The 24,622-nt window shown below is 47.7% G+C and carries 18 protein-coding genes; 5 read left to right on the top strand and 13 right to left on the bottom strand.

The window, feature by feature from the left end:
- Positions 1 to 1,110 precede the first annotated feature (1,110 nt).
- The gene (locus JK154_RS05450) at positions 1,111 to 1,866 is read left to right on the top strand and encodes a glycosyltransferase family 25 protein (protein WP_211991498.1); all 756 of its coding nucleotides are present in this window, start codon (positions 1,111 to 1,113) and stop codon (positions 1,864 to 1,866) included.
- Positions 1,867 to 2,064: 198 nt separating this feature from the next.
- Here JK154_RS05450 and kdsB read toward each other — a convergent pair whose 3' ends face one another.
- The 11 genes from kdsB to serC all read right to left on the bottom strand — a co-directional run bounded on the left by kdsB (position 2,065) and on the right by serC (position 15,143).
- Entirely contained in the window at positions 2,065 to 2,817 is a 753-nt protein-coding gene (kdsB, locus tag JK154_RS05445; protein WP_211991497.1) for a 3-deoxy-manno-octulosonate cytidylyltransferase, read from the bottom strand.
- On the bottom strand, positions 2,814 to 2,996 hold the full coding sequence (locus JK154_RS05440; RefSeq protein ID WP_211991496.1) for a Trm112 family protein: 183 nt from the start codon (positions 2,994 to 2,996) through the stop codon (positions 2,814 to 2,816). Before JK154_RS05440 ends, kdsB begins: the two co-directional genes overlap by 4 nt.
- Positions 2,997 to 3,101: 105 nt before the next feature.
- On the bottom strand, positions 3,102 to 4,349 hold the full coding sequence (locus JK154_RS05435) for a winged helix-turn-helix domain-containing protein (protein ID WP_211991495.1): 1,248 nt from the start codon (positions 4,347 to 4,349) through the stop codon (positions 3,102 to 3,104).
- Between the two features lie 16 nt (positions 4,350 to 4,365).
- Positions 4,366 to 5,355, bottom strand: coding sequence for a tetraacyldisaccharide 4'-kinase (gene lpxK / locus JK154_RS05430; protein ID WP_211991494.1), 990 nt, complete (start codon positions 5,353 to 5,355; stop codon positions 4,366 to 4,368).
- Entirely contained in the window at positions 5,352 to 7,100 is a 1,749-nt protein-coding gene (msbA, locus tag JK154_RS05425; RefSeq protein WP_211991493.1) for a lipid A ABC transporter ATP-binding protein/permease MsbA, read from the bottom strand. Before msbA ends, lpxK begins: the two co-directional genes overlap by 4 nt.
- A 37-nt stretch (positions 7,101 to 7,137) precedes the next feature.
- The gene (locus JK154_RS05420; RefSeq protein ID WP_211991492.1) at positions 7,138 to 9,402 is read right to left on the bottom strand and encodes a DNA internalization-related competence protein ComEC/Rec2; all 2,265 of its coding nucleotides are present in this window, start codon (positions 9,400 to 9,402) and stop codon (positions 7,138 to 7,140) included.
- A 212-nt stretch (positions 9,403 to 9,614) separates the two neighbouring features.
- A complete protein-coding gene (gene ihfB / locus JK154_RS05415) occupies positions 9,615 to 9,902 on the bottom strand; it encodes an integration host factor subunit beta (RefSeq protein WP_211991491.1) in 288 nt (95 codons plus the stop codon).
- Positions 9,903 to 10,000: 98 nt separating this feature from the next.
- A complete protein-coding gene (gene rpsA, locus JK154_RS05410) occupies positions 10,001 to 11,674 on the bottom strand; it encodes a 30S ribosomal protein S1 (protein WP_211991490.1) in 1,674 nt (557 codons plus the stop codon).
- A gap of 117 nt (positions 11,675 to 11,791) precedes the next feature.
- Positions 11,792 to 12,475 (bottom strand): (d)CMP kinase, encoded by a 684-nt coding sequence (gene cmk, locus JK154_RS05405; RefSeq protein WP_211991683.1) that lies wholly within the window; start codon positions 12,473 to 12,475, stop codon positions 11,792 to 11,794.
- A gap of 229 nt (positions 12,476 to 12,704) precedes the next feature.
- Positions 12,705 to 13,988 (bottom strand): 3-phosphoshikimate 1-carboxyvinyltransferase, encoded by a 1,284-nt coding sequence (gene aroA, locus JK154_RS05400; protein ID WP_211991682.1) that lies wholly within the window; start codon positions 13,986 to 13,988, stop codon positions 12,705 to 12,707.
- Positions 13,989 to 14,057: 69 nt separating this feature from the next.
- Positions 14,058 to 15,143 (bottom strand): 3-phosphoserine/phosphohydroxythreonine transaminase, encoded by a 1,086-nt coding sequence (serC, locus tag JK154_RS05395; protein WP_211991489.1) that lies wholly within the window; start codon positions 15,141 to 15,143, stop codon positions 14,058 to 14,060.
- 331 nt (positions 15,144 to 15,474) lie between these two features.
- On the opposite strand from serC, the gene ycaO reads away from it, so the two are divergent.
- The 4 genes from ycaO to pflA all read left to right on the top strand — a co-directional run bounded on the left by ycaO (position 15,475) and on the right by pflA (position 21,779).
- On the top strand, positions 15,475 to 17,238 hold the full coding sequence (gene ycaO, locus JK154_RS05390) for a 30S ribosomal protein S12 methylthiotransferase accessory factor YcaO (protein WP_211991488.1): 1,764 nt from the start codon (positions 15,475 to 15,477) through the stop codon (positions 17,236 to 17,238).
- 388 nt (positions 17,239 to 17,626) lie between these two features.
- Positions 17,627 to 18,484 (top strand): formate transporter FocA, encoded by an 858-nt coding sequence (gene focA / locus JK154_RS05385; RefSeq protein WP_211991487.1) that lies wholly within the window; start codon positions 17,627 to 17,629, stop codon positions 18,482 to 18,484.
- A 53-nt stretch (positions 18,485 to 18,537) separates the two neighbouring features.
- Positions 18,538 to 20,820, top strand: coding sequence for a formate C-acetyltransferase (pflB, locus tag JK154_RS05380; RefSeq protein WP_211991486.1), 2,283 nt, complete (start codon positions 18,538 to 18,540; stop codon positions 20,818 to 20,820).
- 218 nt (positions 20,821 to 21,038) lie between these two features.
- The gene (gene pflA, locus JK154_RS05375; RefSeq protein ID WP_211991485.1) at positions 21,039 to 21,779 is read left to right on the top strand and encodes a pyruvate formate lyase 1-activating protein; all 741 of its coding nucleotides are present in this window, start codon (positions 21,039 to 21,041) and stop codon (positions 21,777 to 21,779) included.
- A gap of 63 nt (positions 21,780 to 21,842) precedes the next feature.
- Here pflA and JK154_RS05370 read toward each other — a convergent pair whose 3' ends face one another.
- Positions 21,843 to 22,997 (bottom strand): MFS transporter, encoded by a 1,155-nt coding sequence (locus JK154_RS05370; RefSeq protein WP_211991484.1) that lies wholly within the window; start codon positions 22,995 to 22,997, stop codon positions 21,843 to 21,845.
- 311 nt (positions 22,998 to 23,308) lie between these two features.
- Entirely contained in the window at positions 23,309 to 24,601 is a 1,293-nt protein-coding gene (gene serS, locus JK154_RS05365) for a serine--tRNA ligase (protein WP_211991483.1), read from the bottom strand.
- Positions 24,602 to 24,622: the final 21 nt, after the last annotated feature.

Below are 24,622 nucleotides of genomic sequence, written 5' to 3'. Positions count from 1 at the left end.
CCCTGTTCTTTATTCACTTAAATCATGATTGGTTTAGATTATGTATCCTGTTAACTTTTTTTCTATTATTAGTGTTCATTTATCTAATACATCTTATTGCTGTTGATTATTACCGATTATGTTCCCTTCCCTACACTTCACTTTATCCGACACGCCTTCACTTCAGTGGTCACTACTTTATCCCCATAAAAAAATTATGGTTAATTGTATTGAAATGTACTAAAAATAAAGTTTTTAACTCTAAAATACAAATAACTACAAGCAAACAGCAGAATAAAAAACCTTAGTTTTCGATATTTGCATTTTTTCAAACTGTATCGTTTAAGGAAATTACCAGAAAGAGCAGGCTCCGGTCGTTGATGGATGTATCAGTATCATCCACCGAGTTCGGGATAACTCCTGATCTTTCCAGCTTTTCGGCTACCGGTGGTTACTTTTAGATGACAGAATCAGCCCCTGCACCTGAAACGAGATAATCATGATCCGCCTTTTAATAAAGTAAGCGTAAAAGTAACGGCAGTGGCAGCATCAGGATACTCATCTGGGAGGCGCAGAGTGGCAGAGTTGGTCATCTGGAGACATGTGTGGTATGTATTGCTGCTTATAACAATCTATTCAAACCTTCTTACTGGGATAATATGATGTTTGGCTATCGAAAAGACTCAGGGGCCGAATGGCTGATTTGGGCAGGCTCAGTGAAACTCCATGTTTGAAAACGCTGGATGCATCCTTCCAGGATGATATTTTCTTGTAGAAAATGATCTTGCGATTCCTCTTATGCCAGAAATGCTGTATTCATTAGTTAAAATCGCACACCTATAAACCACTTAATAAGTATGTGTATTGACGAATTCATCTTTGTCGTTAATTGATTTGATTTACATACGCATTGACAAAACTGAAATTCGTAATATTTTATTCTATTGGTGAGCGGCATTAAGTACAAAAATTTGATTAGACACAATGATAGAAAACGACTTGCTATAAATTCAGCAAGACGTGTATTAAAAATCTTGTTACCATAAAAAACCAGTTATTGAGAATCAATTTGTCAGTGACGCGTATTAAAACTTTATATGTTACCGGTTGTCATTAGGGTGAAACATTTTAATGAAAGTTTTTATTATCAATCTACCCGAGTCGATTGAGAGAAAGGAACACATGCTTGCACAGTGTAAAGCATTATCTCTGGACGCGGAGGTTTTTAATGCTATTGCAGGTCGAAAGTTAACGCCTGAAGAAGTTTCTATGCATACCCGGGATTTATCTGAAATAACGACACCCGGTGAGCTTGGTTGTGCATTAAGTCATATTTCTATTTATAGAAAAATAGTTGAGAATAACATACCTCATGCTCTTATTGTTGAGGATGATATTACTATGAATGAAAGTCTGCCGCTTATATTGCATAAGATCACTGAGTTAATCGGTAAAAAAGAAATTATTCTATTAAATCAAGCCAAGCAATACCTCAGTAAAGTTGTACGTACTCTACCCGGTCACCGTGTTCACCCCGCCGCTGAAGCTGACCTGACATGTAGCTATATTATTACCCGGGATGCCGCTGCCAGCATGTTGAAGCTACTTTATCCTGTATGGTTATTGGCAGATCGCTGGCAGTTAATACGTGATTTTAATGTGGCTGATATTAACTGTTTAGTACCCCCTGCTTGTACACTTAGCGAACATGCACAAACAACCACTATCGCAGGTCGATATAGTTCTGAGGCGGAGATCCAACAGTCTGAATTGATGTGGCAAAAAATAAAAAAGGCACGGCCACTGAGTGTAAAAATTCGCAGCGTACTATGGCGTTTGTACTCTAGAAAATATTACAAAGTGATAAAACATGGTGTTCAGTCATGACTAAAACCGCCCGGGGATACTTTAAATAGCTGACATTGTATTATTGTCGCGCACTTTTTGGTTCCCATAATAATATTTTTACCCGTGTGTGGAGCAAGATAATCGCATCTGTGGATGCGATTATCTCGTGATCATTCGGACGTGGGCGCATTCACCCTCCGGGGAATTATCTGCGTGTCTACCGTCCTGTCGTCCGAACTATTGCTGACGCATTCCCAAACGTACTCGTTCTAAATCTTCCGGCGTGTCAACACCAACGCCCGGAATAGCTTTGGCAACAGCAACATGAATTTTTTCACCGTGCCAAAGCACGCGCAGCTGTTCCAGCATCTCTATCTGTTCTAATGGGCTAACGGACCAATCAACATAACGGCGAATAAAACCCGCACGATAACCGTAGATCCCTATGTGACGTAAAAAATGTGCACCAATTTCCTCATGGCTATGAGTGAAACGTTCACGATCCCATGGAATAGTTGCCCGAGAGAAGTAAAGTGCATAGCCCTTCGCATCCATCACCACTTTAACCGCATTAGGATTGAAAGCTTCTTCTGCAGAAGTAACGGGGACCGCCAGGGTCGCCATACCCGCTTCGCTGGCAGCAACGTTGTCAGCAACCTGTCGGATAATAACCGGCGGGATCATCGGCTCATCCCCCTGAACGTTGACAATGATGGTCTCATCGCTAAAGCCGCACTTTTCGATAACTTCTGCCAGACGTTCTGTGCCGGACTGATGATCCGGGCTCGTCAGGCAGACTTCTCCTCCTGCCGCTTCAACAGCACGCGCAACATCAACATGATCAGTAGCGACAATAATTCTGTCTGCGCCTGACTCTCGTGCACGTTCCAGTACATGAACAATCATCGGTTTGCCGTTGATATCTTTCAAAGGCTTGCCCGGTAAACGTGTAGATGCAAAACGCGCTGGGATAATGGCAACAAAACTCATGGATGAATCTCGTCAGAAGTGAGCGTCCGGGCTTCGTTCTCAAGCAATACAGGAATACCGTCACGAACAGGAAAAGCAAGCCCATCAGGCTTACAAATGAGTTCTTGTTTGTCATGACTAAAATAAAGTTTCCCGTTGCACACAGGACAGGCAATAATTTCAAGTAAACGACTTTCCATAATGACTCCAGAGGGTATTTTCACAACACCCATAGATATAATAAGTTACAGTCTAATGACTTCAATTCGCCTTCCGGCATCCTGTATGGGTAGCAGCAGATCAGGTTAAGTATGACGGGTATCAAGATGCAGAGCAATTGCCCAGCCAGCCCCCCAGACCCTGCGAAAACTTTCCGGTACACTGCTTAAACGGATTTGTGAAGCAGACTGCCATTGTGCAAACTCTGTCAACGCCAGTTTTAATCCGTTCAGTAACCCATTCGTCAGCTTTAAACCGACTTCAGGATAAAGATTAATAACCTCCAATACACCCTGTTTGCGATGCATCCTGGCATCAACCCTGCCAACCAGTTGCCCTTTATGCAGCAGGGGTAAAACAAAATAACCATATCGACGCTTTTCCGCCGGCGTATAACACTCCAGTCGGTATGAGAAGTTAAACAGCTGTTCAGCTCTGCGTCTGTCCCAGACTACAGGATCAAACGGCGATAGCAGGGTACTGTGTGTTGCTCTCAGTTGATCCAGCAATGCTTTTTCCAGCATAGTGTAGCTACTATGATGAACCAGCATCGTTCCCAGAGACTCGACATCTACCTGACGCAATTTTCCCGCATCTATCTGCGTTGTTAGCCAGGCGTTTAAATGAATATTTTTTAATCGATAATAGTCTGCCAGCCACTCAGCACGAAAAATACCCAGGCTACGGGCACTGTTATCCAGCATGTGTTGTTCTGCCTGCTCCTGGCTAAGGCCGTGCCGGGCATCATCCCATTCTGGTATCACCCGCTGAGTAATATCATACACTCGCTGGAAATTACGCCGCTCTACCACCATGATTTTACCCGCCGTAAACAGGCCTTCGAGGTGTTTTTTTTCAGGCTTCCATGCCCACCAGCCATTGCCACCGTGACGTCGGGATCCAAGTTCAGCTGACCGTACTGGGCCATGTTGCTCAATATGCTTCAGTAGCAGGTCTATTTCTGTAGCATGTTGCCTCATCCACTCTGGCTGGTATTTCCAGCCCATATTTTCAGGGTTCAGCATGCGATGACGTATCAGTTTAAAATCTTGTCTTGGTAAAAAACAGGCTTCATGGGCCCAGTACTCAATCAGTTCCCCCCGGGCCAATGCCTGATCGAGATATTTCTGTTGGTAACAACCCAGGCGACTGAAAAGCACCAAATAAGGGCTACGAGCAACAATATTAATCGTGTCAATTTGCAATACCGACATGCGCGAGATGGCATCGAGAATAGCCCCAGGCCCTTTTCCTGTACTGGGCCTGTGCAACAGGCCTTGGGCAGCTAAATGCAGATTACGCCCAGCCTGAAGCGAAAGAACAGGAATCGTCATACAGGATCGCTTATGCTCACCGCTCTTCGGCCAGCTTAACCAGATGATTAATCAATGCGAGCCCCTCGGCAGAACTGAGGTGGGCATCAACGGGTAAATACCACCAGTCTGATGTGGGTTGTGCATAGAGACGATATTTTACCGCATCTTTTTCCGTCATGAGTAAAGTCTGGCCCGGCTGCACCAGGGCGGTTATTTCTGCCTCGCTGAGCGCCTGGTGATCGGCCAGAGGAATACTGCCAGCCAGAGTGACACCCGCCTCAGCAAGGGTATTGAAAAAGCGTGGAGGGTGGCCGATACCAGCCATAGCAACAACGCGGGAAAATTGCTTCAGAGGCTTACGTCTGCCGCTGTACAGATGAATAGCCTCGCCTGGGGACAACTGCATTGCAATCTCCCCTTCCTCAGCCACTCCCCCATTCACGATGATGGCATCCACACTTTTGAGTCGCGATGCCCGTTCACGCATGGGGCCTGCGGGTAACCACCAGCCATTACCGAAACGTCGGATACCGTCAATCACCACAATTTCTTTATCCCGGGCAAGGGCATAATGCTGTAGTCCGTCATCAGTAATGATGATTTGGGGAGGTTCTGAGGCCAACAGAGCTTTAACCGCATCACTACGCCTGGGGGCCACCGCAACCCGGGCACTGGTTCGCTGGTAAATCAGTACGGGTTCATCCCCTGCCTCGGCAGGTGACGTGTCCGTTGTCAGCACGACAGGATAAGAATCAGCCTTTCCACCATAGCCACGAGAAACAACCCCGACCTTAATCCCTCTTTGTTGTAATTGTTCCACCAGCCAGATAACGACTGGCGTCTTACCATTACCTCCAGCGGTAAGATTACCCACTACGACCACGGGAATCGGTGCGCGCCAGGCTTTGCGCAGGCCAAGACGGTAAGACAGGCGGATAGCAGTAGTGATCAGGCCATATAGCCAGGAAAAAGGAAGCAGCAGCAAATACAGCAGCGACTTCCCTGACCAGATACGCTCAATCATTCGCCAAACTGCATTTTATGAAGCTGGGCGTAGATTCCCGGCTGACTCAGCAAGACTTCATGTGAACCCCGTTCAACGATACAGCCATCTTCCACTACCACAATCTCATCTGCTTTTTCAATTGTGGACAGGCGGTGAGCAATCACTAGTGAGGTACGATCTTTCTGCAACTCGTCCAAAGCTGCCTGAATAGCACGCTCAGACTCGGTATCCAGTGCTGAAGTCGCTTCGTCCAGAACCAGGATCGGGCTGTCGCGTAATAGCGCGCGCGCAATAGCAATACGCTGCCGTTGTCCACCAGACAGCATGACACCATTCTCGCCTACCATGGTATCAAGACCTTTTTCCATCTTATTGATGAAATCCATGGCATGGGCCATGCGTGCGGCTCTTTCAATATCTTCCCGGGTGTACTGTTCAGTACGCGCATAGGCAATATTGTTAGCGATAGTATCATTGAACAGATAAACATGCTGAGACACCAGAGCAACCTGGTTACGCAATGAATTCAGGGTATATTCCCGAATATCATGCCCATCAATCAGGATTTCCCCTTCCTGAGCATCATAGAAGCGGGTTATCAGGCTAGCGATAGTGGATTTACCCGAGCCCGAGCGTCCCACCAGTGCCACCGTTTTGCCAGCTGGAATAGTCAGGTTGACATCACGCAATGCGGGCACGTCTCTGCCTGCATAGGTAAAGGTAACATGACGAAATTCAACATCTCCTGTTGAGCGTTCGATTACACGTGTCCCATTGTCCTGTTCCTTCTCTGAATCGAGTATAGAGAATAAGGTTTGGCAGGCAGCCATCCCACGCTGGAACTGCGCATTCACGTTCGTCAGCGATTTCAATGGGCGCATTAAGGCAATCATTGAAGAAAAGACCACCGTGATGGTCCCGGCTGTCAACGTATCCATCACACTAGGAAAGCTCGCAGCATACAGAACAAATGCCAGCGCCAGGGAGGCGATAAACTGAATCACTGGATCTGAAATAGAAGACGCAGAAACCAGTTTCATGCCTTGCTGGCGCATACGGTTACTGACGGTATTGAAACGTTCAGTTTCCACTTCCTGACCACCAAAAATCAGCACCTCTTTATGCCCTTTAAGCATCTGTTCGGCACTGGTGGTGACATGCCCCATGGTGTTCTGCATATTTTTGCTGATATTACGAAAGCGTTTTGAAACATACCCAATCGCTAAAGAGACAATGGGAGCCAGCACAATTAAGATTAGTGACAACTGCCAGCTGTACCAGAACATCAAAATAAACAACCCAATAATTGATGCACCTTCACGTACGACCGTCACTAATGCGCCGGAAGAAGATGAGGCTACCTGCTCAGAGTCATAGGTAATACGGGACAACAACGTGCCCGTTGATTGCTGGTCAAAGAAAGAGACCGGCATGCCCATCATGTGGCTGAACAGGCGACGACGCATATGCATCACCACTTTACCAGACACCCAAGAAATGCAGTATGACGAAACATAACTCGTAATACCGCGCAGAACCATTAACCCAATCACCACTAACGGCATCCACTTCAGAACGGATGACTCCGTTTTACCAAAGCCGTCATCCAGCAGGGGTTTTAGCAGTGAAAGCATGAAAGTATCACTAGCCGCGTTAAGCACTAACGCCACAGCTGCCACAATCAGACCCGTTTTGAATGGAATAATCATCGGCCAAAGCCGACGGAAGGTCTGCCACGTGGAAAGATCTTTATCGTTAAGCATTAAATCGAACCAGCCTTATATGAAATAGCCGTACATTCTACTCATTATCAGTGATGACGCCAAACCACTGATGATACCAACGGGGAACTATTTGCTCCCTGAAGCCATTAATTTCCCATTTTTTATGGTCGATTGCGAGTGTAAGCTGACCTGAGTGGGGTGTATCGTACCATTGATAACCTCTTTCTTTATAACGAGTCACCACCGCAGAAGAGGGTAAATGCCATTGATTATAGCGTGAGGTTGAGGCAAATGCCGCCCGCCCGGCAACCGCTTTTAGAAATGTTTCTGTCGATGATGTTCGGCTACCGTGGTGAGGCACCTGGATATAGTCCGCCTGCAGGGACATATTCTCCTTTCTCAATAGCGCAAACTCTGCACTTGCCTCCAAGTCCCCTGTTAAAAGTAAACGGTGGTAACCATCGGAAACCCGGATAACACAAGAGTTATTATTTCCCCGGAGTCGTTCTTCCGGTGGTGGCCAAAGAACATCAAATTCCAGCCCTTGCCATTCCCACCGGGTACCGCGATAGCAAGGTAAATGGTTATCCCAACCCAGAGAACTACGCACACTGACGCCAGGCAACCAGCGTTGCAAGCTTTTCAGCCCACCTACATGGTCAAGGTGTTCATGGCTCAATACAATGGCATCAAGTGTCAGGTTATGCCATTTTAACCACGGGATAATGGTTTGCTGGCCCGCATCACCGCCAGCCCATATGCCCCCGGTATCGTAAAGCAGAACCCGGTGGTCACGAATAATAGCGACGGCTAACCCATGACCAATGTCCAGCATCGTCATCTGCCATACTTGGGGTGGGGTGACGCCACGCTGGTGACTGAGAGCAACCCCAGTAACGGCCACCAGTAAGGCTGCTTTATAATGCTGCCATGCTCCTGTACGCCACCATATAACACCCGTCCACCCGATAATGCTCGCCCACATCCCCCTTTTCTCTACGTTCAGCCAGCCTTCGGGTAAACATGCCAGTAGGTAGAACAGGAAGATTAATACGCGATCAACCACCCACCAGAGCCATGCCCCTGACTGACCGATATCATTTATCAATAGCGCGACAAGTAGCAGCGGTACAACAATAAAAGAGATAAGAGGAATAGCAAAAAAGTTCGCGACCAGAGCACTGAGACTGATGCCGTGGAAAATATTAATTTGCAGGGGTAACAGTAACAACATGATACCGAGTTGCAGGTGGAGTAACTGAACTGGATAACGTAAGAACCATGGGTACCTTCTGAACTGACTGTTCAACGGCATCCATTGATACCAAAACAGCAGTGAGGCCACAGCCAGAGCAGAAAGACAGAAACTGTCGGAAAGTAATACTAATGGATTATGTAATAAGATACCTGCAATGCAGAGTAGCCAGACATCCCATGAAACCCATTTCCGCCCACTGAGGCGTAGTACAGACCAAATAGTTAATGCAAACATGGCCCGTAACGCGGGGGGATTGCAGCCTGATAACCAGGTATAACCCAAGGCCAGTACCAGGGAACATAACAGCGGAAATCGATAGCCGATACGATGTGACGGTATCATCAACTGACAGGCTCTGCCAGCCAACCAGCCAAGCCCCGCCGCCAGGGAGATATGCATCCCTGATATCGCCATTAAATGGGCTGTACCCGTCTGATTAAGGAGCTGTTTCTGCTCTGCAGACAGCCCAAGACGTTCACCAAAGGCCAGAGCGATAATAATACCCTGCATCGGTAAGTCAGCGGTTCGGTTCAGCACCGCCGACATCCAGCTGGATTGTAAACTACAGCCATCAGAGAGTACCCGGGCACTCAACACGTGCCCGCTAAACAGTAAATTCTGCGCCAGGTAAAAACGCTGACTATCGAATCCCCCCTCATTTAGCTGTCCGTGTAATGGCCGTAATTTAATTTTTAGTCTCAAACGTTGTCCGGCACATACTGGGGATGGCAACTTGGTGCTGTGAATTCTTACACCTGGCTGAGGAAATAACAGCCTGCCAGAAAGGCGCACTATTTTCACCTCATGATATTGCTCCCCGTCACTGCGCACGACGATGACATCCGCACTGACTGGCGTTTGAGGAATATGTTGAAAAAAGCTCAGGATTTGAGTCGCAAACAGGCATCCCCAGCAAAAGGAGAGTAGTAATAGCCCCCCTTTTTGATAGCCTTGCCATTGGCGCGAGAGCAGCACCAGGGCCAGGAGAAGCAACCCTACTAGCCAGGGCAGTGACGGGATGCCCGGCAACCAAAGCAGTGGCAGAAGTCCGGCGATAAATATCAGGCAGGCTGAGCGAAGCATGGATGCACTCTTATTGCTTTTACTGCCTGAAGCGTGCGCTGTTCGCAAACCGATGTCTGGTGAAAAAACAGTATTCTACGACAGGCTACCGGGGAAATTTATCGATTATGCAGCCCAGTCATCCTTTGTGAGCGCTCTCTCTCAGTTCATAGATGACGGGCAAAAAAAAACGACACCCTGAGGTATCGTTTTTCGTCATTAATGCCGAAACATTAATTACCATAGATATTGGCACGGTCACGTAGCTCTTTACCAGGCTTAAAGTGGGGAACGTATTTACCTTCCAGAGAAACTTTATCACCTGTTTTTGGGTTACGACCGGTGCGAGGTGCACGATAGTGTAAGGAAAAACTGCCGAAACCTCGGATTTCAATACGTTCGCCTTGGGCGAGCGTAGAGGCCATATGTTCCAGCATCTCTTTAACTGCATCTTCCACGGATTTCGCTGGAATATGCGAGTGCTGGCTTGCAAGTCTTTCAATTAATTCTGACTTGGTCATGATTCCTCCAGTTTTTATTAAAATAAACTTACAGCTATCAACCGAACCAGGGCGACCGAAGTCGCCCTGTTATCTACCTTACATAAGTATAGGGTAGATTATTCGCCTTTAGCTGCTTTAAATGCTTCAGCCATAGCGTTAGAGAAATTGCCTTCTTCTGGTTTGTTGTTAACAGAAGCAATTGCATCTTTCTCGTCAGCTTCGTCTTTAGCACGTACAGACAGGCTAACAATGCGGTTTTTGCGATCAACACCGGTGAATTTAGCTTCTACATCGTCGCCAACATTCAGAACCAGAGTTGCATCTTCAACGCGGTCACGTGACGCTTCGGAAGCACGCAGGTAGCCTTCAACGCCATCAGCCAGTTCGACTGTAGCACCTTTAGCATCAACTGCGGTCACTTTACCGTTAACGATAGTGCCTTTTTTGTTCAGTGCAACATAGTTGTTGAACGGATCTTCAGCCAGTTGCTTAACGCCCAGGGAGATACGCTCACGTTCTGCGTCAACTTGCAGAACAACAGCGGCGATTTCATCACCTTTTTTGTATTCACGTACTGCTTCTTCGCCTGCAACGTTCCAGGAGATGTCAGACAGGTGAACCAGGCCGTCGATACCACCGTCCAGGCCGATGAAGATACCAAAGTCAGTGATAGACTTGATTTTACCTTCAACACGATCGCCTTTGTTGTGGGTCTCTGCAAACTGCTGCCATGGGTTAGATTTACACTGCTTCAGACCCAGGGAGATACGACGACGTTCTTCGTCGATATCCAGAACCATAACTTCTACAACATCACCCACGTTAACCACTTTAGATGGGTGGATGTTTTTGTTGGTCCAGTCCATTTCAGACACGTGTACCAGGCCTTCTACGCCTTCTTCGATTTCTACGAAGCAGCCGTAATCAGTCAGGTTAGTCACGCGACCAGTCAGGCGAGTACCTTCTGGGTAACGTTTAGCGATAGCAACCCATGGATCTTCGCCCAGCTGTTTCAGGCCGAGGGAAACACGAGTACGCTCACGGTCAAATTTCAGAACTTTAACAGTGATTTCATCGCCAACATTTACGATTTCGCTTGGATGCTTAACGCGTTTCCATGCCATATCGGTGATGTGCAGCAGGCCATCAACGCCACCCAGGTCAACGAATGCACCGTAGTCAGTGAGGTTCTTAACGATACCTTTAACTTCCATGCCTTCTTGCAGGTTTTCCAGCAGCTGATCACGTTCTGCGCTGTTTTCAGACTCGATAACTGCACGACGGGAAACAACAACGTTGTTACGCTTCTGGTCAAGCTTGATGACTTTAAATTCAAGCTCTTTACCTTCCAGGTGCAGAGTGTCACGGACTGGACGAACGTCTACCAGTGAACCTGGCAGGAACGCACGAATGCCGTTCAGCTCAACAGTGAAGCCGCCCTTGACTTTGCCGTTGATAACACCGGTAACAGTTTCAGCATCTTCGTAAGCTTTTTCCAGCGTGATCCAAGCTTCATGACGTTTAGCTTTCTCGCGGGACAGCAGGGTTTCACCGAAGCCGTCTTCTACTGCATCCAGAGCAACGTCAACTTCGTCACCGACCTGAATTTCCAGTTCGCCTTGGGCGTTTTTGAACTGCTCAGCCGGAATGGCGGACTCAGATTTCAGACCGGCATCAACCAGTACGATATCTTTATCGATAGCAACAACAACACCACGAACAATGGAACCCGGGCGGGTTTCGATTTCTTTCAGGGACTCTTCAAAGAGTTGAGCAAAAGATTCAGTCATATTGATAATCTTCAGGATTCTTCAATTTAACGTCCATCTAGCATCATGCCGGATGGGGTTGTTTCACATGCCTGCTCACAATCCATTGCAGCAGGTATTCGGAACTTGATCGTTATTTCAAACGAGCGCCAATTTATTTTTGGCGTATTGTAGTGATTTTTCAATCACTTGCTCGATACTCATACTGGTTGAATCCAGTACTAAAGCATCTGCAGCTGCCACTAATGGTGCGACAGGGCGGTTACGATCTCTGTCGTCCCGATCCTTTATCTCGACCAAAAGGCGCTCAAAGTTAACACTAATACCTTGCTCCTGCAACTGTCGCATGCGTCTGTCAGCACGTTCTTCTGCAGAAGCATCAAGAAAAATCTTTACCTGAGCGTCCGGGAACACGACAGTTCCCATATCACGCCCATCAGCAATTAAACCCGGTAACTCGCGGAACGCCCGCTGACGACGGAGCAATGCTTCCCGTACGCGAGGGAATGCGGCAATCCTGGAGGCGACTTCAGCCACTTCCTGAGTCCGAATTTCAGCACTTACATCCTCCCCCTCAAGAATCGTTGCGACCCGCATTTCTGTTGAAACAAATCGAACATCCAGATGCGCCGCGATCGGCACCAACGTCTCTTCAGATGTGATATCCACATGATGATGTAACGCCGCTAACGCCAGTACACGATAAATCGCGCCTGAGTCGAGCAAATGCCATTGCAACGCTTTAGCTAAAGCTTTACAAAGGGTGCCCTTGCCCGCACCACTTGGGCCATCAACCGTTATTACTGGGACAGTCGCTGTCATCATTTTCCCCTTTCGCCAGACTCACGGAATATCAATTCCGGGCATTATAGCCTCCCAATGCCCGGAATCGTTATTTTTCATCAGAAATATCCTGCCTCAGCGAGCCAAATGCCGAAGAATCACCCAATATTTCTTTTCTGTGCATTGAATCAACAGGCAAAAGAAAAGGAAACACGCTGTTTCCTTTTTCGTACTGATGAGCAGGTCAGAGACAGCGCAGAGAATTCACTCAAGAAAGCGTGCTGATGCCCGCCAGTTGTTCAAAATAATCCGGGAAGGTCTTGGCGGTACATTTTGGGTCAAGAATAGTGACAGGCGTATCAGAAAGCGCCACCAGTGAAAAACACATGGCCATACGATGGTCATTATAAGTACCAATTTCAGCAAATTTAAGACGAGCTGGTGGCGTAACCCTGATGTAGTCTTCTCCTTCTTCTACCTCAGCGCCTACTTTACGCAGTTCTGTTGCCATGGCACTCAGGCGGTCTGTTTCTTTAACACGCCAGTTATAGATATTACGTAAGGTTGTAGTGCCCCTGGCAAACAGTGCAGTGGTCGCAATGGTCATGGCGGCATCAGGAATATGATTCATATCCATATCAATGGCGTTTAACTCACCACGCTCACAAGCAATAAAGTCATCGCCCCAGGTGATTTTCGCCCCCATTTTTTCCAGTACATCGGCAAAACGGATATCGCCCTGGACGCTGTGACGACCGATGCCGGTTACCGTCACTTTGCCACCTTTAATTGCAGCTGCGGCAAGGAAATAGGAAGCAGAAGAGGCATCCCCCTCCACCAGATAATGTCCTGGTGACTGGTACTGTTGCCCTCCTTTTACCAGGAAGCTCTGGTAATTACGGTTTTCAATCGTTACACCAAAGGTTGCCATCAAATTCAGTGTGATATCGATATAAGGTCTGGAGACTAAATCACCTTTAATCGTAATTTCAGTCTCTTCTTTAGCCAGAGGGGCGGCCATGAGCAGCGCCGTAAGGAACTGGCTAGAAACACTGCCATCAACCGTCACTTTACCGCCGACATACCCACCATGCAGGTGAATCGGTGGGTAATCCACTTGTTCCAGATAATCGACTTGTGCCCCACCCTGACGCAAGGCATCAACCAGATGTCCAATAGGACGCTCTTTCATCCGGGGTTCACCGGTCAGTACGATATCATTGTTGCCCAGGCACAATGCTGCGGCCAATGGACGCATAGCGGTACCGGCATTACCTAAAAAGAGTTCATGTGGCCCTGCAACCTGCAGGGGTCCACCGACACCAGTGACTTCACAACGTCGACGATCGGCGGAGAGCGTATAAGTCACTCCCAGGGTACTTAACGCATTGAGCATGTGTCGAACATCATCACTGTCCAGCAAATTGGTCAGCACCGTGGTGCCACTTGCCAACGCTGCCAGCAATAATGCGCGATTAGAAACGCTCTTTGAACCAGGAAGATTAATGGTTCCGTCAACCAGACTGATGGGTTGTAATGTCAGGGATTCCAGCATGGAAAAAATACTCTCAATACAGACAAAATAAAAACCCCACAGGTCCGACTATGGGGTCAGGTATGATTAACCTCTGCGACGCTCGAAGTCTATCATAAAGTCGGTCAATGCTTTGACACCTTCCAGAGGCATAGCATTATAAATAGAGGCTCGCATTCCCCCGACGACGCGGTGGCCTTTCAGGGCATGTAATCCTGCATCAAAAGACTCCTCGAGGAACTGTTTGTCCAGCGTATTATCAGCAAGCTGGAACGGGATATTCATGCGTGAACGGTTGCTGGTAGCCACATCGTTACGATAGAAATCACTGTTATCAATCACGCTATACAACAAGTCAGCTTTAGTCTGATTAATTTGATCCATGGCTGCCACTCCGCCCTGGGCTTTCAGCCACTTAAATACCAGGCCCGCCAGGTACCAGGCAAACGTTGGCGGCGTGTTGAACATGGAATCATTCTGATCCAGTACGGAATAGTCAAGAATGGATGGGCATGCCTGATGTGCTTTACCCAACAGATCTTCACGCACAATCACCAGGGTCAAACCTGCCGGACCGATATTTTTCTGCGCCCCGGCATAAATCACACCGAAACGACTAATATCCAGTGGGCGGGATAAAATAGTGGACGAAAAGTCCGCGGCCACAATGGTGTCACCAAAATCAGGTGTCTCATCGATAGCAATCCCATCAATGGTTTCATTGGGGCAGTAGTGCAGATACGCGCTGTTTTCAGAAACTTGCCATTCACGCATTGGCTTGATTGCTCGCTTCCCTTCTACTGTAATTTTTACGTCATGGGAAACAGGCTGGCAGTACTTCTTCGCTTCTTTGATGGCACTGGCTGCCCAGTAGCCGCCATCAAAATAGTCAGCAGTGGTTTTATCCCCCAGCAGATTCAGTGGCACACCTGCAAATTGCCCACGCCCCCCCCCATGGCAGAATAACACTTTATAGTTGGAGGGGATTTGCAACAGAGTTCGCAGATCTTTTTCCGACTCCTGCGCAACCTGAATAAACTCTTTACTGCGATGACTTATCTCCATCACCGAGGTGCCCAAACCCTGCCAGTCACATAAATCTTGCTGTGCACGACGCAGAACTTCAGCCGGTAACATCGCCGGTCCAGAACTAAAATTGTATATCTGTGTCATTTCCCCTCACCACGCCTCAACCAATAAGTTTGATAACCTTATCGGTTTTATCACTCACCGATAGCATGATGCAACGGTTAATCCGCACCAAGGAGAGAACAGGCATGAAACCCAACCATACAATATGCCATCAGTGGGGAAAAGTGCCGAGTTTATATCGGCAAAACAGTAAGTAAGCCAGGGCTAACCCTATAAGCCACCAGGATAAAACCCCATTGTTGTCATGTTAAAATTGTGCTTCTGGCTGGGTTTATCCTCGTCAGGGGAAGATAGCGTCCTGTCGGCAAAACACGTATTATCGGACTCTTTCGTACCTCCAATAGTGAAAGCCATGACCCAAACCTTTATTCCCGGCAAAGATGCCGCACTGGAAGACTCGATTGCTCGCTTCCAAAAACAACTCACTGACCTCGGTTTTAACATCGAAGAGGCCTCATGGCTGAATCCTGTTCCTAATGTCTGGTCAGTCCATATTCGCGACAAAGATTGTCCTTTGTGTTTTACCAACGGTAAAGGTGCCACCAAAAAAGCCGCGCTGGCTTCAGCATTGGGTGAGTACTTTGAACGTCTCTCTACTAACTATTTCTTTGCCGATTTCTGGTTAGGTGATGCCATCGCTAATGGCGAGTTTGTGCATTATCCCAATGAAAAATGGTTCCCTATTCCAGAAGATGATCAATTACCTGCGGGTATTCTTGATGAAACCCTGCGCGCATTTTACGATCCTGAGCAGGAATTAACCGCCGGTATGCTGGTTGACTTGCAATCTGGCAACGAAGATCGCGGAATCTGCGCTCTTCCCTTTACTCGTCAGTCAGACCAGAATACCGTTTACATCCCGATGAATATTGTCGGCAACCTCTATGTTTCTAACGGCATGTCTGCGGGAAATACTGCCAACGAGGCCCGTGTTCAGGCGCTGTCTGAAGTCTTTGAACGTCATATTAAGAACCGTATCATTGCCGAAAGTATCAGCCTGCCAGAAATCCCGGCTGACGTACTGGCTCGCTACCCAGGCGTACTGGACGCGATCAGTACCCTGGAAGCTGAAGGCTTCCCTATCTTCAGCTACGATGCCTCACTGGGTGGGAAATACCCGGTTATCTGTGTGGTGCTGTTCAACCCAGCTAACGGGACTTGTTTTGCCTCATTTGGCGCTCATCCAGATTTTGGTGTTGCCCTTGAACGTACCGTTACTGAACTGTTGCAAGGCCGTGGCCTTAAAGACCTGGATGTGTTTACTGCCCCCACCTTTGATGATGAAGAAGTGGCTGAACATACCAACCTTGAAACACACTTCATTGACTCAAGCGGTTTGATCTCCTGGGATATGTTTAAACAGGATGCGGATTATCCCTTCGTGGACTGGAGTTTCTCCGGAACCACTGAACAAGAATTTGCCACACTGATGGCCATTTTCAGTAAAGAAGGCAAAGCGGTTTATATCGCGGATTATCAGCACCTTGATGTCTATGCCTGTCGTATCATTGTCCCGGGCATGTCAGATATCTACCCTGCTGAAGATTTGTTACTGGCCAATAATAATATGGGCAGTCATTTGCGCGATACCTTACTGTCCCTGCCCGGCAGTGAAGCGGAGCCCCAGGAGTATCTCGATCTGATTACACTACTGGATGAAGAAGGTCACGATGACTTCACCCGGGTACGTGAACTCCTCGGTTTAGCAACCGGTAAGGATAACGGCTGGTACACCCTGCGTATTGGCGAGTTAAAAGCCATGCTGGCACTGGCAGGTGGTGATTTAGAACAGGCGCTCATTTGGACGGAGTGGACCATTGAATTCAATGCTTCCATTTTCACACCAGAACGCGCCAACTACTATCGTTGCCTGCAAACGTTGCTCCTGCTAGCCCTGGAAGAAGAACGTGAACCACTGCAGTATCATCACGCCTTTTCCCGGATGTACGGTGCCGGAGCTCTTGAAGCGGCCAGCGCAGCAATCAGCGGCGAAGAACCATTTTACGGCTTACAACCAGTGGATAGTACACTGCTGGCGTTCCCTGCTCATCAGGCATTGTTAAACGCTTATGAGAAATTACAACGCGCTAAAGCGCGTTACTGGAAAAAAAATTGAACTGATATTTAAGGCGTATTATTAACGCCACAATATCATTATTATTTAAAGGGGCATTCAATAATGCCCCTTTATTATTTCCGGCACTGTGTTTTATTTGGTACTTTTCATTGATTTTCTGTGAAATATTATTTTTTTAGGCTATACATAAACGTAACATTAAATAGCCTTTCTGGCAGGGAAGAAGAGTAGCCAGCAACATCCATCAATTTATTTTGTAAAATTTAAAAACTTTTTTGCTATAATTTTCAGTTAGTTAAATGAAAATTAAGTAAAACCTCGCGAGTAAAGTGGCTATTAGCTGGGGGCGACATGATCTACGTCAATTTTTGCTGCATAGCGCTTTGTTAACATTACATGGCCGAATAAAAATTAAGAGAGAGTTAGTGTGAAAGCTGACAACCCTTTTGACCTGATACTTCCTCCCGAGGTGGCGAAAGTCGCCGAAAATACGGGAGTATATAAAGCCACAAAACATCCATTAACGACGTTTTATCTCGCCATTACTGCCGGTGTTTTTATTTCTATCGCCTTTGTTTTTTATGTCACAGCCACAACGGGCGGATCTGCGTTACCTTTTGGGATCGCAAAACTGGTTGGGGGGATGTGCTTTTCTCTCGGACTGATTCTCTGTGTTGTCTGTGGTGCTGACCTTTTCACCTCTACCGTACTTATCGTGGTTGCCAAAGCCAGTGGACGCATCTCCTGGATGCAACTCCTGAAGAACTGGCTCAACGTATATATCGGTAACCTGGTCGGTGCGTTAATGTTTGTGGTGCTGATATTTTTCGCCGGGATGTATATGACGGCGGACGGTCAATGGGGTTTAAATTTATTAAATACCGCTGACCACAAAATGCACCATACTTTCATCGAGTCAGTCTGCCTCGGTATTCTGGCTAACCTGATGGTCTGTCTTGCGGTATGGATGAGTTATTCCGGTCGCAGTTTAATGGATAAGATGTTTGCCATGATCCTCCCCGTCACCATGTTCGTGGCGAGCGGTTTTGAGCACAGTATTGCAAACATGTTCCTGATTCCAATGGCCATTGTTGTACGCGATTTTGCCAGTCCGGAATTCTGGACTGCGGTGGGGTCTTCTGCTGAAAGTTTTCCCCATCTGAATGTAATGAGCTTTATCACTGATAATCTGATCCCTGTCACCATCGGCAACATCATCGGCGGTGGTTTATTGGTCGGGTTAACGTACTGGGTAATATATCTGCGTGACGGTGCTAAACATTAATTTTTGCACCACAGGCAGGATGAAGAACTCCACACTTAGAAGGTAGGTGCTACATGTCCGAGCTTAATGAAAAATTAGCCACTGCATGGGAAGGCTTTGCAAAAGGCGACTGGCAGAATGAAGTTAACGTCCGTGACTTCATCCAGAAAAACTACACACCGTATGACGGTGATGAGTCTTTCCTTGCAGGTGCTACAGACGCGACAACCGAGCTGTGGGACTCTGTAATGGAAGGGGTGAAGCTGGAAAACCGCACTCATGCCCCTGTTGATTTTGATACCGACCTCGCTTCCACCATCACCGCCCATGATGCGGGTTACATCAATAAAGACCTTGAAGCCATCGTCGGTCTGCAAACAGATGCCCCACTGAAACGTGCCATCATTCCATTTGGTGGTATCAAAATGGTTGAAGGTTCTTGCAAAGTTTATGGTCGTGAACTCGACCCTATGCTGAAGAAAATCTTCACTGAATATCGTAAAACACATAACCAGGGTGTCTTTGACGTCTATACTCCGGACATCCTGCGTTGCCGTAAATCTGGGGTAATCACTGGCTTGCCAGATGCTTACGGTCGTGGTCGTATCATCGGTGACTACCGTCGTGTTGCCCTGTACGGCATCGACTTCCTGATGAAAGACAAATTTGCTCAGTTCACTTCATTGCAGAGCAAACTGGAAAACGGCGAAGAGCTGGAAGATACCATCCGTTTGCGTGAAGAAATTTCTGAACAGCATCGCGCACTGGGCCAAATTAAAGAGATGGCGGCTAAATATGGCTATGATATCTCCGGCCCGGCAACAACAGCGAAAGAAGCCGTTCAGTGGACTTATTTCGGCTATCTGGCAGCAGTAAAATCTCAGAATGGTGCTGCGATGTCCTTCGGACGCGTATCAACCTTCCTCGATGCTTACATTGAGCGTGATCTGAAAGCAGGCAAAATCACTGAGCTTGAAGCTCAGGAAATGATTGACCACCTGGTCATGAAACTGCGTATGGTACGTTTCCTGCGTACTCCAGAATATGATGAACTGTTCTCTGGTGACCCAATTTGGGCGACTGAGTCTATTGGTGGTATGGGGGTTGACGGTCGTACCCTGGTCACTAAAAACAGCTTCCGCTTCCTGAATACCCTGTACACCATGGGGCCATCTCCGGAGCCAAACCTGACTATTCTGTGGTCTGAACATCTGCCACTGGGCTTCAAAAAATACGCCGCTAAAGTTTCTATCGACACCTCTTCTCTGCAGTATGAGAATGATGACTTGATGCGTCCTGACTTCCACAACGATGACTACGCTATCGCTTGTTGCGTCAGCCCGATGATTGTTGGTAAACAAATGCAGTTCTTTGGTGCCCGTGCTAACCTTGCGAAAACCATGCTGTATGCTATCAACGGTGGTATCGACGAAAAACTGAAAATGCAGGTTGGTCCAAAAGAAGCGCCTATCATGGATAGCGTTCTGGACTATGACACTGTACTGGCGCGTCTTGACCACTTTATGGACTGGCTGGCAAAACAGTATGTCACTGCACTGAATATCATCCACTATATGCATGATAAATACAGTTACGAAGCATCACTGATGGCTCTTCATGATCGTGACGTGATTCGTACTATGGCTTGTGGTATCGCGGGTCTGTCAGTGGCTGCTGACTCCCTGTCTGCGATTAAATATGCAACAGTAAAACCAATTCGTGATGAAGATGGCCTGGCTGTTGATTTTGAAATCGAAGGTGAGTATCCACAGTTTGGTAATAACGACCCACGTGTTGATGACATCGCGGTTGACCTGGTTGAACGTTTCATGAAAAAAATTCAGAAACTGACAACTTATCGTAACTCGATTCCAACCCAGTCTGTACTGACTATTACCTCTAACGTGGTTTACGGTAAGAAAACCGGTAATACCCCGGATGGTCGTCGTGCAGGAACTCCGTTTGGTCCTGGTGCCAACCCAATGCATGGCCGTGACCAGAAAGGTGCTGTTGCCTCTCTGACCTCAGTGGCTAAACTACCATTTGCCTACGCTAAAGATGGTATCTCTTATACCTTCTCTATCGTGCCAAACGCACTGGGTAAAGACGACGACGTTCGTAAGACTAACCTGGCAGGCCTGATGGATGGTTACTTCCACCATGAAGCCTCTATTGAAGGTGGTCAGCACCTGAACGTGAACGTGATGAACCGTGAAATGCTGCTCGATGCGATGGATCACCCAGAGAAATATCCACAGCTGACCATTCGTGTATCAGGTTATGCTGTACGCTTCAATTCTCTGACCAAAGAACAACAGCAAGACGTTATCACCCGTACTTTTACTAAGAGCATCTAACTTCCTTGCTTGAGTAAAAAGACCTACAATGAGGGTTCTGTAGCACTGGAACCCTCAGTAACTGAAGAGGGAAAAACCATGTTTTTCCCTCTTTGTATTTGCGTCACTCAACAGGCCAACTTAACTAGCCTGCTTTGTTGATTATCTGTCTGACAGGTCATCAGCAAAATAGACTTATAACAGACTCAATAATGGGTCATAGCTGGAGATACGCCGCAATGTCAGTGACTGGACGAATCCACTCTTTTGAATCCTGTGGCACCGTAGACGGCCCGGGCATCCGCTTTATTACCTTCTTCCAGGGCTGCCTGATGCGCTGCCTTTACTGCCACAACCGTGATACCTGGGATACACATACTGGTAAAGAAATCACGGTAGAAGAGCTTATGAAAGACGTAGTCAGCTATCGCCATTTTATGAATGCCTCCGGTGGGGGAGTCACGGCGTCAGGCGGTGAAGCCATTCTCCAGGCTGAATTTGTTCGTGACTGGTTCCGCGCCTGCCATAAAGAAGGGATCCATACTTGCCTGGATACGAATGGTTTTGTCCGTCGCTACGATCCGGTCATTGATGAATTACTGGATGTCACCGACTTGGTCATGCTTGACCTGAAACAGATCAATGATGAAATTCACCAAAACCTGGTCGGTGTTTCTAACCAGCGTACACTGGATTTTGCTCGTTACCTGGCCAAAAAAAATATCAAGGTCTGGATCCGTTATGTTGTGGTACCGGGCTGGTCTGATGATGATGACTCCGCCCATCGTCTGGGCGAATTTACCCGGGATATGGGTAATGTCGAAAAAATTGAATTACTGCCCTACCATGAACTGGGCAAACATAAGTGGCTTGCCATGGGTGAAGAGTACAAACTGGATGGGGTACACCCACCGAAGAAAGAGACAATGGAGCGCGTCAAAGGGATTCTGGAGCAGTACGGTCATAAAGTGATGTACTGACCCCGTTATCTTGCCCAAAGTGGTGAGAACAACAAAAGGCGCCTTCATGGCGCCTTTTATTTTTCAGGCATGGGCCACCGGGGTTGAATGCTGCCCGGTTTCCCGTAATAGCAACATTAAATACACCAGGGACACCGCAGCAATAACAATAAACAGTAAACTGTCGGAATAACTTTCCATCAATGCCGCGGTGAGCAACGGCCCCAGTAAACTGCCAATGGTATAACTCAATAATAGGGCCTGGTTCATGGCAACCACTTGATGATGTGTCACCTTCTCACAAGCCCAGGCCATAGCCACTGGGTAAAGCGTAAACCCAGCAGCGCCCAGGATACACAGTGCGGGAGCCATAGCGGCGTGACTGAACATGCCGATACTTCCCACAATAATGGCAAACACTTGCCCCCGCAGAATAAACAGGCGCCCATATTTGTCCGCCAGGCGGCCAATCGGCCATTGCCCAACAACACCGGCGCTTATCATCACCGCCATCCAGAAACCGATCTCAGAATCACGTAACCCCTGGTGGTTAAGGTACAGGGGCATTAAGGCATACAGCGAGCCAAGAACGATGCCTGAGATAATACAGCCATGCACGCCAAGACGCGCATCCCGCAACCGCAGCATCATGGAGACAGAAGCATTGTCCTGTTGAGCATGGGTTTGATTGTTGTTAACAATTTTAGTAAACAACAAGGGAAGAATGGCGGCCAGTACGATCCCCGTAGCCCAGGGAAGGACGCTCACTAGCGCAGTGGGGAGCTGACTGACGGCAAACTGCCCCAGTACGGTACCAATATAGGTCACCATCATATAGGCAGCCAGTAAACGACCTCGATTATGGTTGGTTCCACTACACATCAGCGCACTTTCAACCACGACCCAAATCATGGCACACCCCACACCACCAATAAACCGGCACAGTGTCCAGCTCCAGGCATCCACCACCAATCCCAGGCTACCACAGCCAAGGGCAAAAAGTATCGTTGCCAGATAATAGCTGCGGTTAAAACCAAAGCGCTTAATGATGCCGCCGGTCACCATGGCACCGACCAGGTTACCCGTAAAATAGGAAGAACTCACAATCCCAACCTGCCAAGTAGGGAGGTTTTCATGCGCTAACCACAGCGGTACCAGTGTATTAAGAACTGCAGTAACCAGGGTCAATAGCAGAAGCCCACAAAGCAAAAGCAATATGGGCCGGGTATAGGTAGCCATGGGGAAAAAACCATCAGGAAGTAAGCAATTGAGCGCATCATGCCACCGAAAAAATGATTGTCAATCCAGTGAAAACAGGGGCCAGGCGCGATTTACGGGTAACGATTTAAAAAATTAATCTTAGGCTTGATATACATCAAAGGAGAAAAAGCTATCTCTCTGTTTTTAATATGATCGAGTAAAAATAAATCGTCATTGAATGATGAAATATTTCATGGATCTTTATGCAATGTTTTCTTGTCACTGGTAATAGATTAAAAAAAAGGAGGAAACAGAATTTCCCCCTTGCAAGATGCCAATCTTATGAAAGATTAACCGATGTAATCCAGCCCTTTCATATACGGGCGCAGAACCTCTGGGATTTCAATACGGCCATCAGCTTGCTGATAGTTTTCCAGTACCGCTACCAGGGTACGACCCACTGCCAGCCCGGAACCGTTCAGGGTGTGTACCAAACGGGTTTTCTTGTCGGTCTTACTGCGGCAACGTGCCTGCATACGGCGCGCCTGGAAATCCCACATGTTGGAACAAGAGGAAATTTCCCGGTAGGTATTTTGCGCCGGTAACCAGACTTCCAGGTCGTAAGTTTTACGGGAGCCAAAACCGATATCACCGCTACACAGCAGAACTTTACGGTATGGCAGACCCAGCAGTTGCAATACTTTCTCTGCGTGCCCGGTTAACTCTTCCAGAGCATCCATAGAGTCTTCAGGACGCACTATCTGCACCATTTCAACTTTATCAAACTGGTGCATACGAATCAGGCCCCGGGTGTCACGACCGTATGAACCCGCTTCTGAGCGGAAACATGGGGTATGAGCCGTCATCTTCAGTGGCAGAGATTCTTCTTCCAGGATCTCATCACGAACCAGGTTGGTCAATGGAACTTCAGCTGTAGGGATCAGAGCGTAATTGCTGGTATCAGCTTCTTCATCCAGTGGACGGGTATGGAACAGGTCACCACCAAATTTAGGCAATTGCCCGGTACCATACAAGGTATCCTGGTTAACCAGGTACGGGACGTAGTACTCACTGTACCCATGCTGTTCAGTATGCAGATCAAGCATAAACTGACTCAGAGCACGGTGCAGACGCGCCATTTGCCCTTTCATTACCACAAACCGTGCCCCGGTCAGTTTGACTGCGGAAGCAAAATCCAGTCCATCAGATAATTCACCCAGGCTCACATGATCGCGAATATCAAAATCAAACGTCCGGGGTTCACCCCAGCGGCTGACTTCAAGGTTTTCGCTATCATCTTTCCCTGATGGGACACAGTCATCCGGAATGTTTGGCAGGGTTAGTGCAATATCACGGATTTCCGCCAGCAGAGCATCGAGGTCAGCTTTCGCCGCATCTAACTCTTCGCCCAACTGGTTAACCTGGACACGCAGTGGCTCAATGTCTTCACCACGTGCTTTCGCCTGACCAATGGATTTCGACTGCGAGTTACGTTCAGCCTGCAGGTTTTCGGTTTTCACCTGCAATACTTTGCGACGCTCTTCGAGCGCGCGTAACTTTTCTACATCCAGCTTAAAGCCCCGGCGTGCCAGTTTTTCAGCGACTGCGTCTGGCTCTGTACGCAGCAGATTGGGATCGAGCATGCTTATCCTGTGCTTATCGAA

The organism is Citrobacter sp. JGM124, from assembly GCF_018257795.1.
Taxonomy (GTDB): domain Bacteria; phylum Pseudomonadota; class Gammaproteobacteria; order Enterobacterales; family Enterobacteriaceae; genus JGM124.
This window is presented reverse-complemented; position numbering and strand designations above follow the sequence as displayed.

Coding starts and splice junctions, on each gene's coding strand:
- JK154_RS05370 (WP_211991484.1), bottom strand. CDS start 22,997: ATGGCTACCTATACCCGGCCCATATTGCTTTTGCTTTGTGGGCTTCTG.
- JK154_RS05440 (WP_211991496.1), bottom strand. CDS start 2,996: ATGGAAAGTCGTTTACTTGAAATTATTGCCTGTCCTGTGTGCAACGGG.
- ycaO (WP_211991488.1), top strand. CDS start 15,475: ATGACCCAAACCTTTATTCCCGGCAAAGATGCCGCACTGGAAGACTCG.
- serS (WP_211991483.1), bottom strand. CDS start 24,601: ATGCTCGATCCCAATCTGCTGCGTACAGAGCCAGACGCAGTCGCTGAA.
- pflA (WP_211991485.1), top strand. CDS start 21,039: ATGTCAGTGACTGGACGAATCCACTCTTTTGAATCCTGTGGCACCGTA.
- JK154_RS05450 (WP_211991498.1), top strand. CDS start 1,111: ATGAAAGTTTTTATTATCAATCTACCCGAGTCGATTGAGAGAAAGGAA.
- lpxK (WP_211991494.1), bottom strand. CDS start 5,355: ATGATTGAGCGTATCTGGTCAGGGAAGTCGCTGCTGTATTTGCTGCTG.
- msbA (WP_211991493.1), bottom strand. CDS start 7,100: ATGCTTAACGATAAAGATCTTTCCACGTGGCAGACCTTCCGTCGGCTT.
- ihfB (WP_211991491.1), bottom strand. CDS start 9,902: ATGACCAAGTCAGAATTAATTGAAAGACTTGCAAGCCAGCACTCGCAT.
- rpsA (WP_211991490.1), bottom strand. CDS start 11,674: ATGACTGAATCTTTTGCTCAACTCTTTGAAGAGTCCCTGAAAGAAATC.
- JK154_RS05420 (WP_211991492.1), bottom strand. CDS start 9,402: ATGCTTCGCTCAGCCTGCCTGATATTTATCGCCGGACTTCTGCCACTG.
- JK154_RS05435 (WP_211991495.1), bottom strand. CDS start 4,349: ATGACGATTCCTGTTCTTTCGCTTCAGGCTGGGCGTAATCTGCATTTA.
- kdsB (WP_211991497.1), bottom strand. CDS start 2,817: ATGAGTTTTGTTGCCATTATCCCAGCGCGTTTTGCATCTACACGTTTA.
- cmk (WP_211991683.1), bottom strand. CDS start 12,475: ATGACAGCGACTGTCCCAGTAATAACGGTTGATGGCCCAAGTGGTGCG.
- pflB (WP_211991486.1), top strand. CDS start 18,538: ATGTCCGAGCTTAATGAAAAATTAGCCACTGCATGGGAAGGCTTTGCA.
- serC (WP_211991489.1), bottom strand. CDS start 15,143: ATGACACAGATATACAATTTTAGTTCTGGACCGGCGATGTTACCGGCT.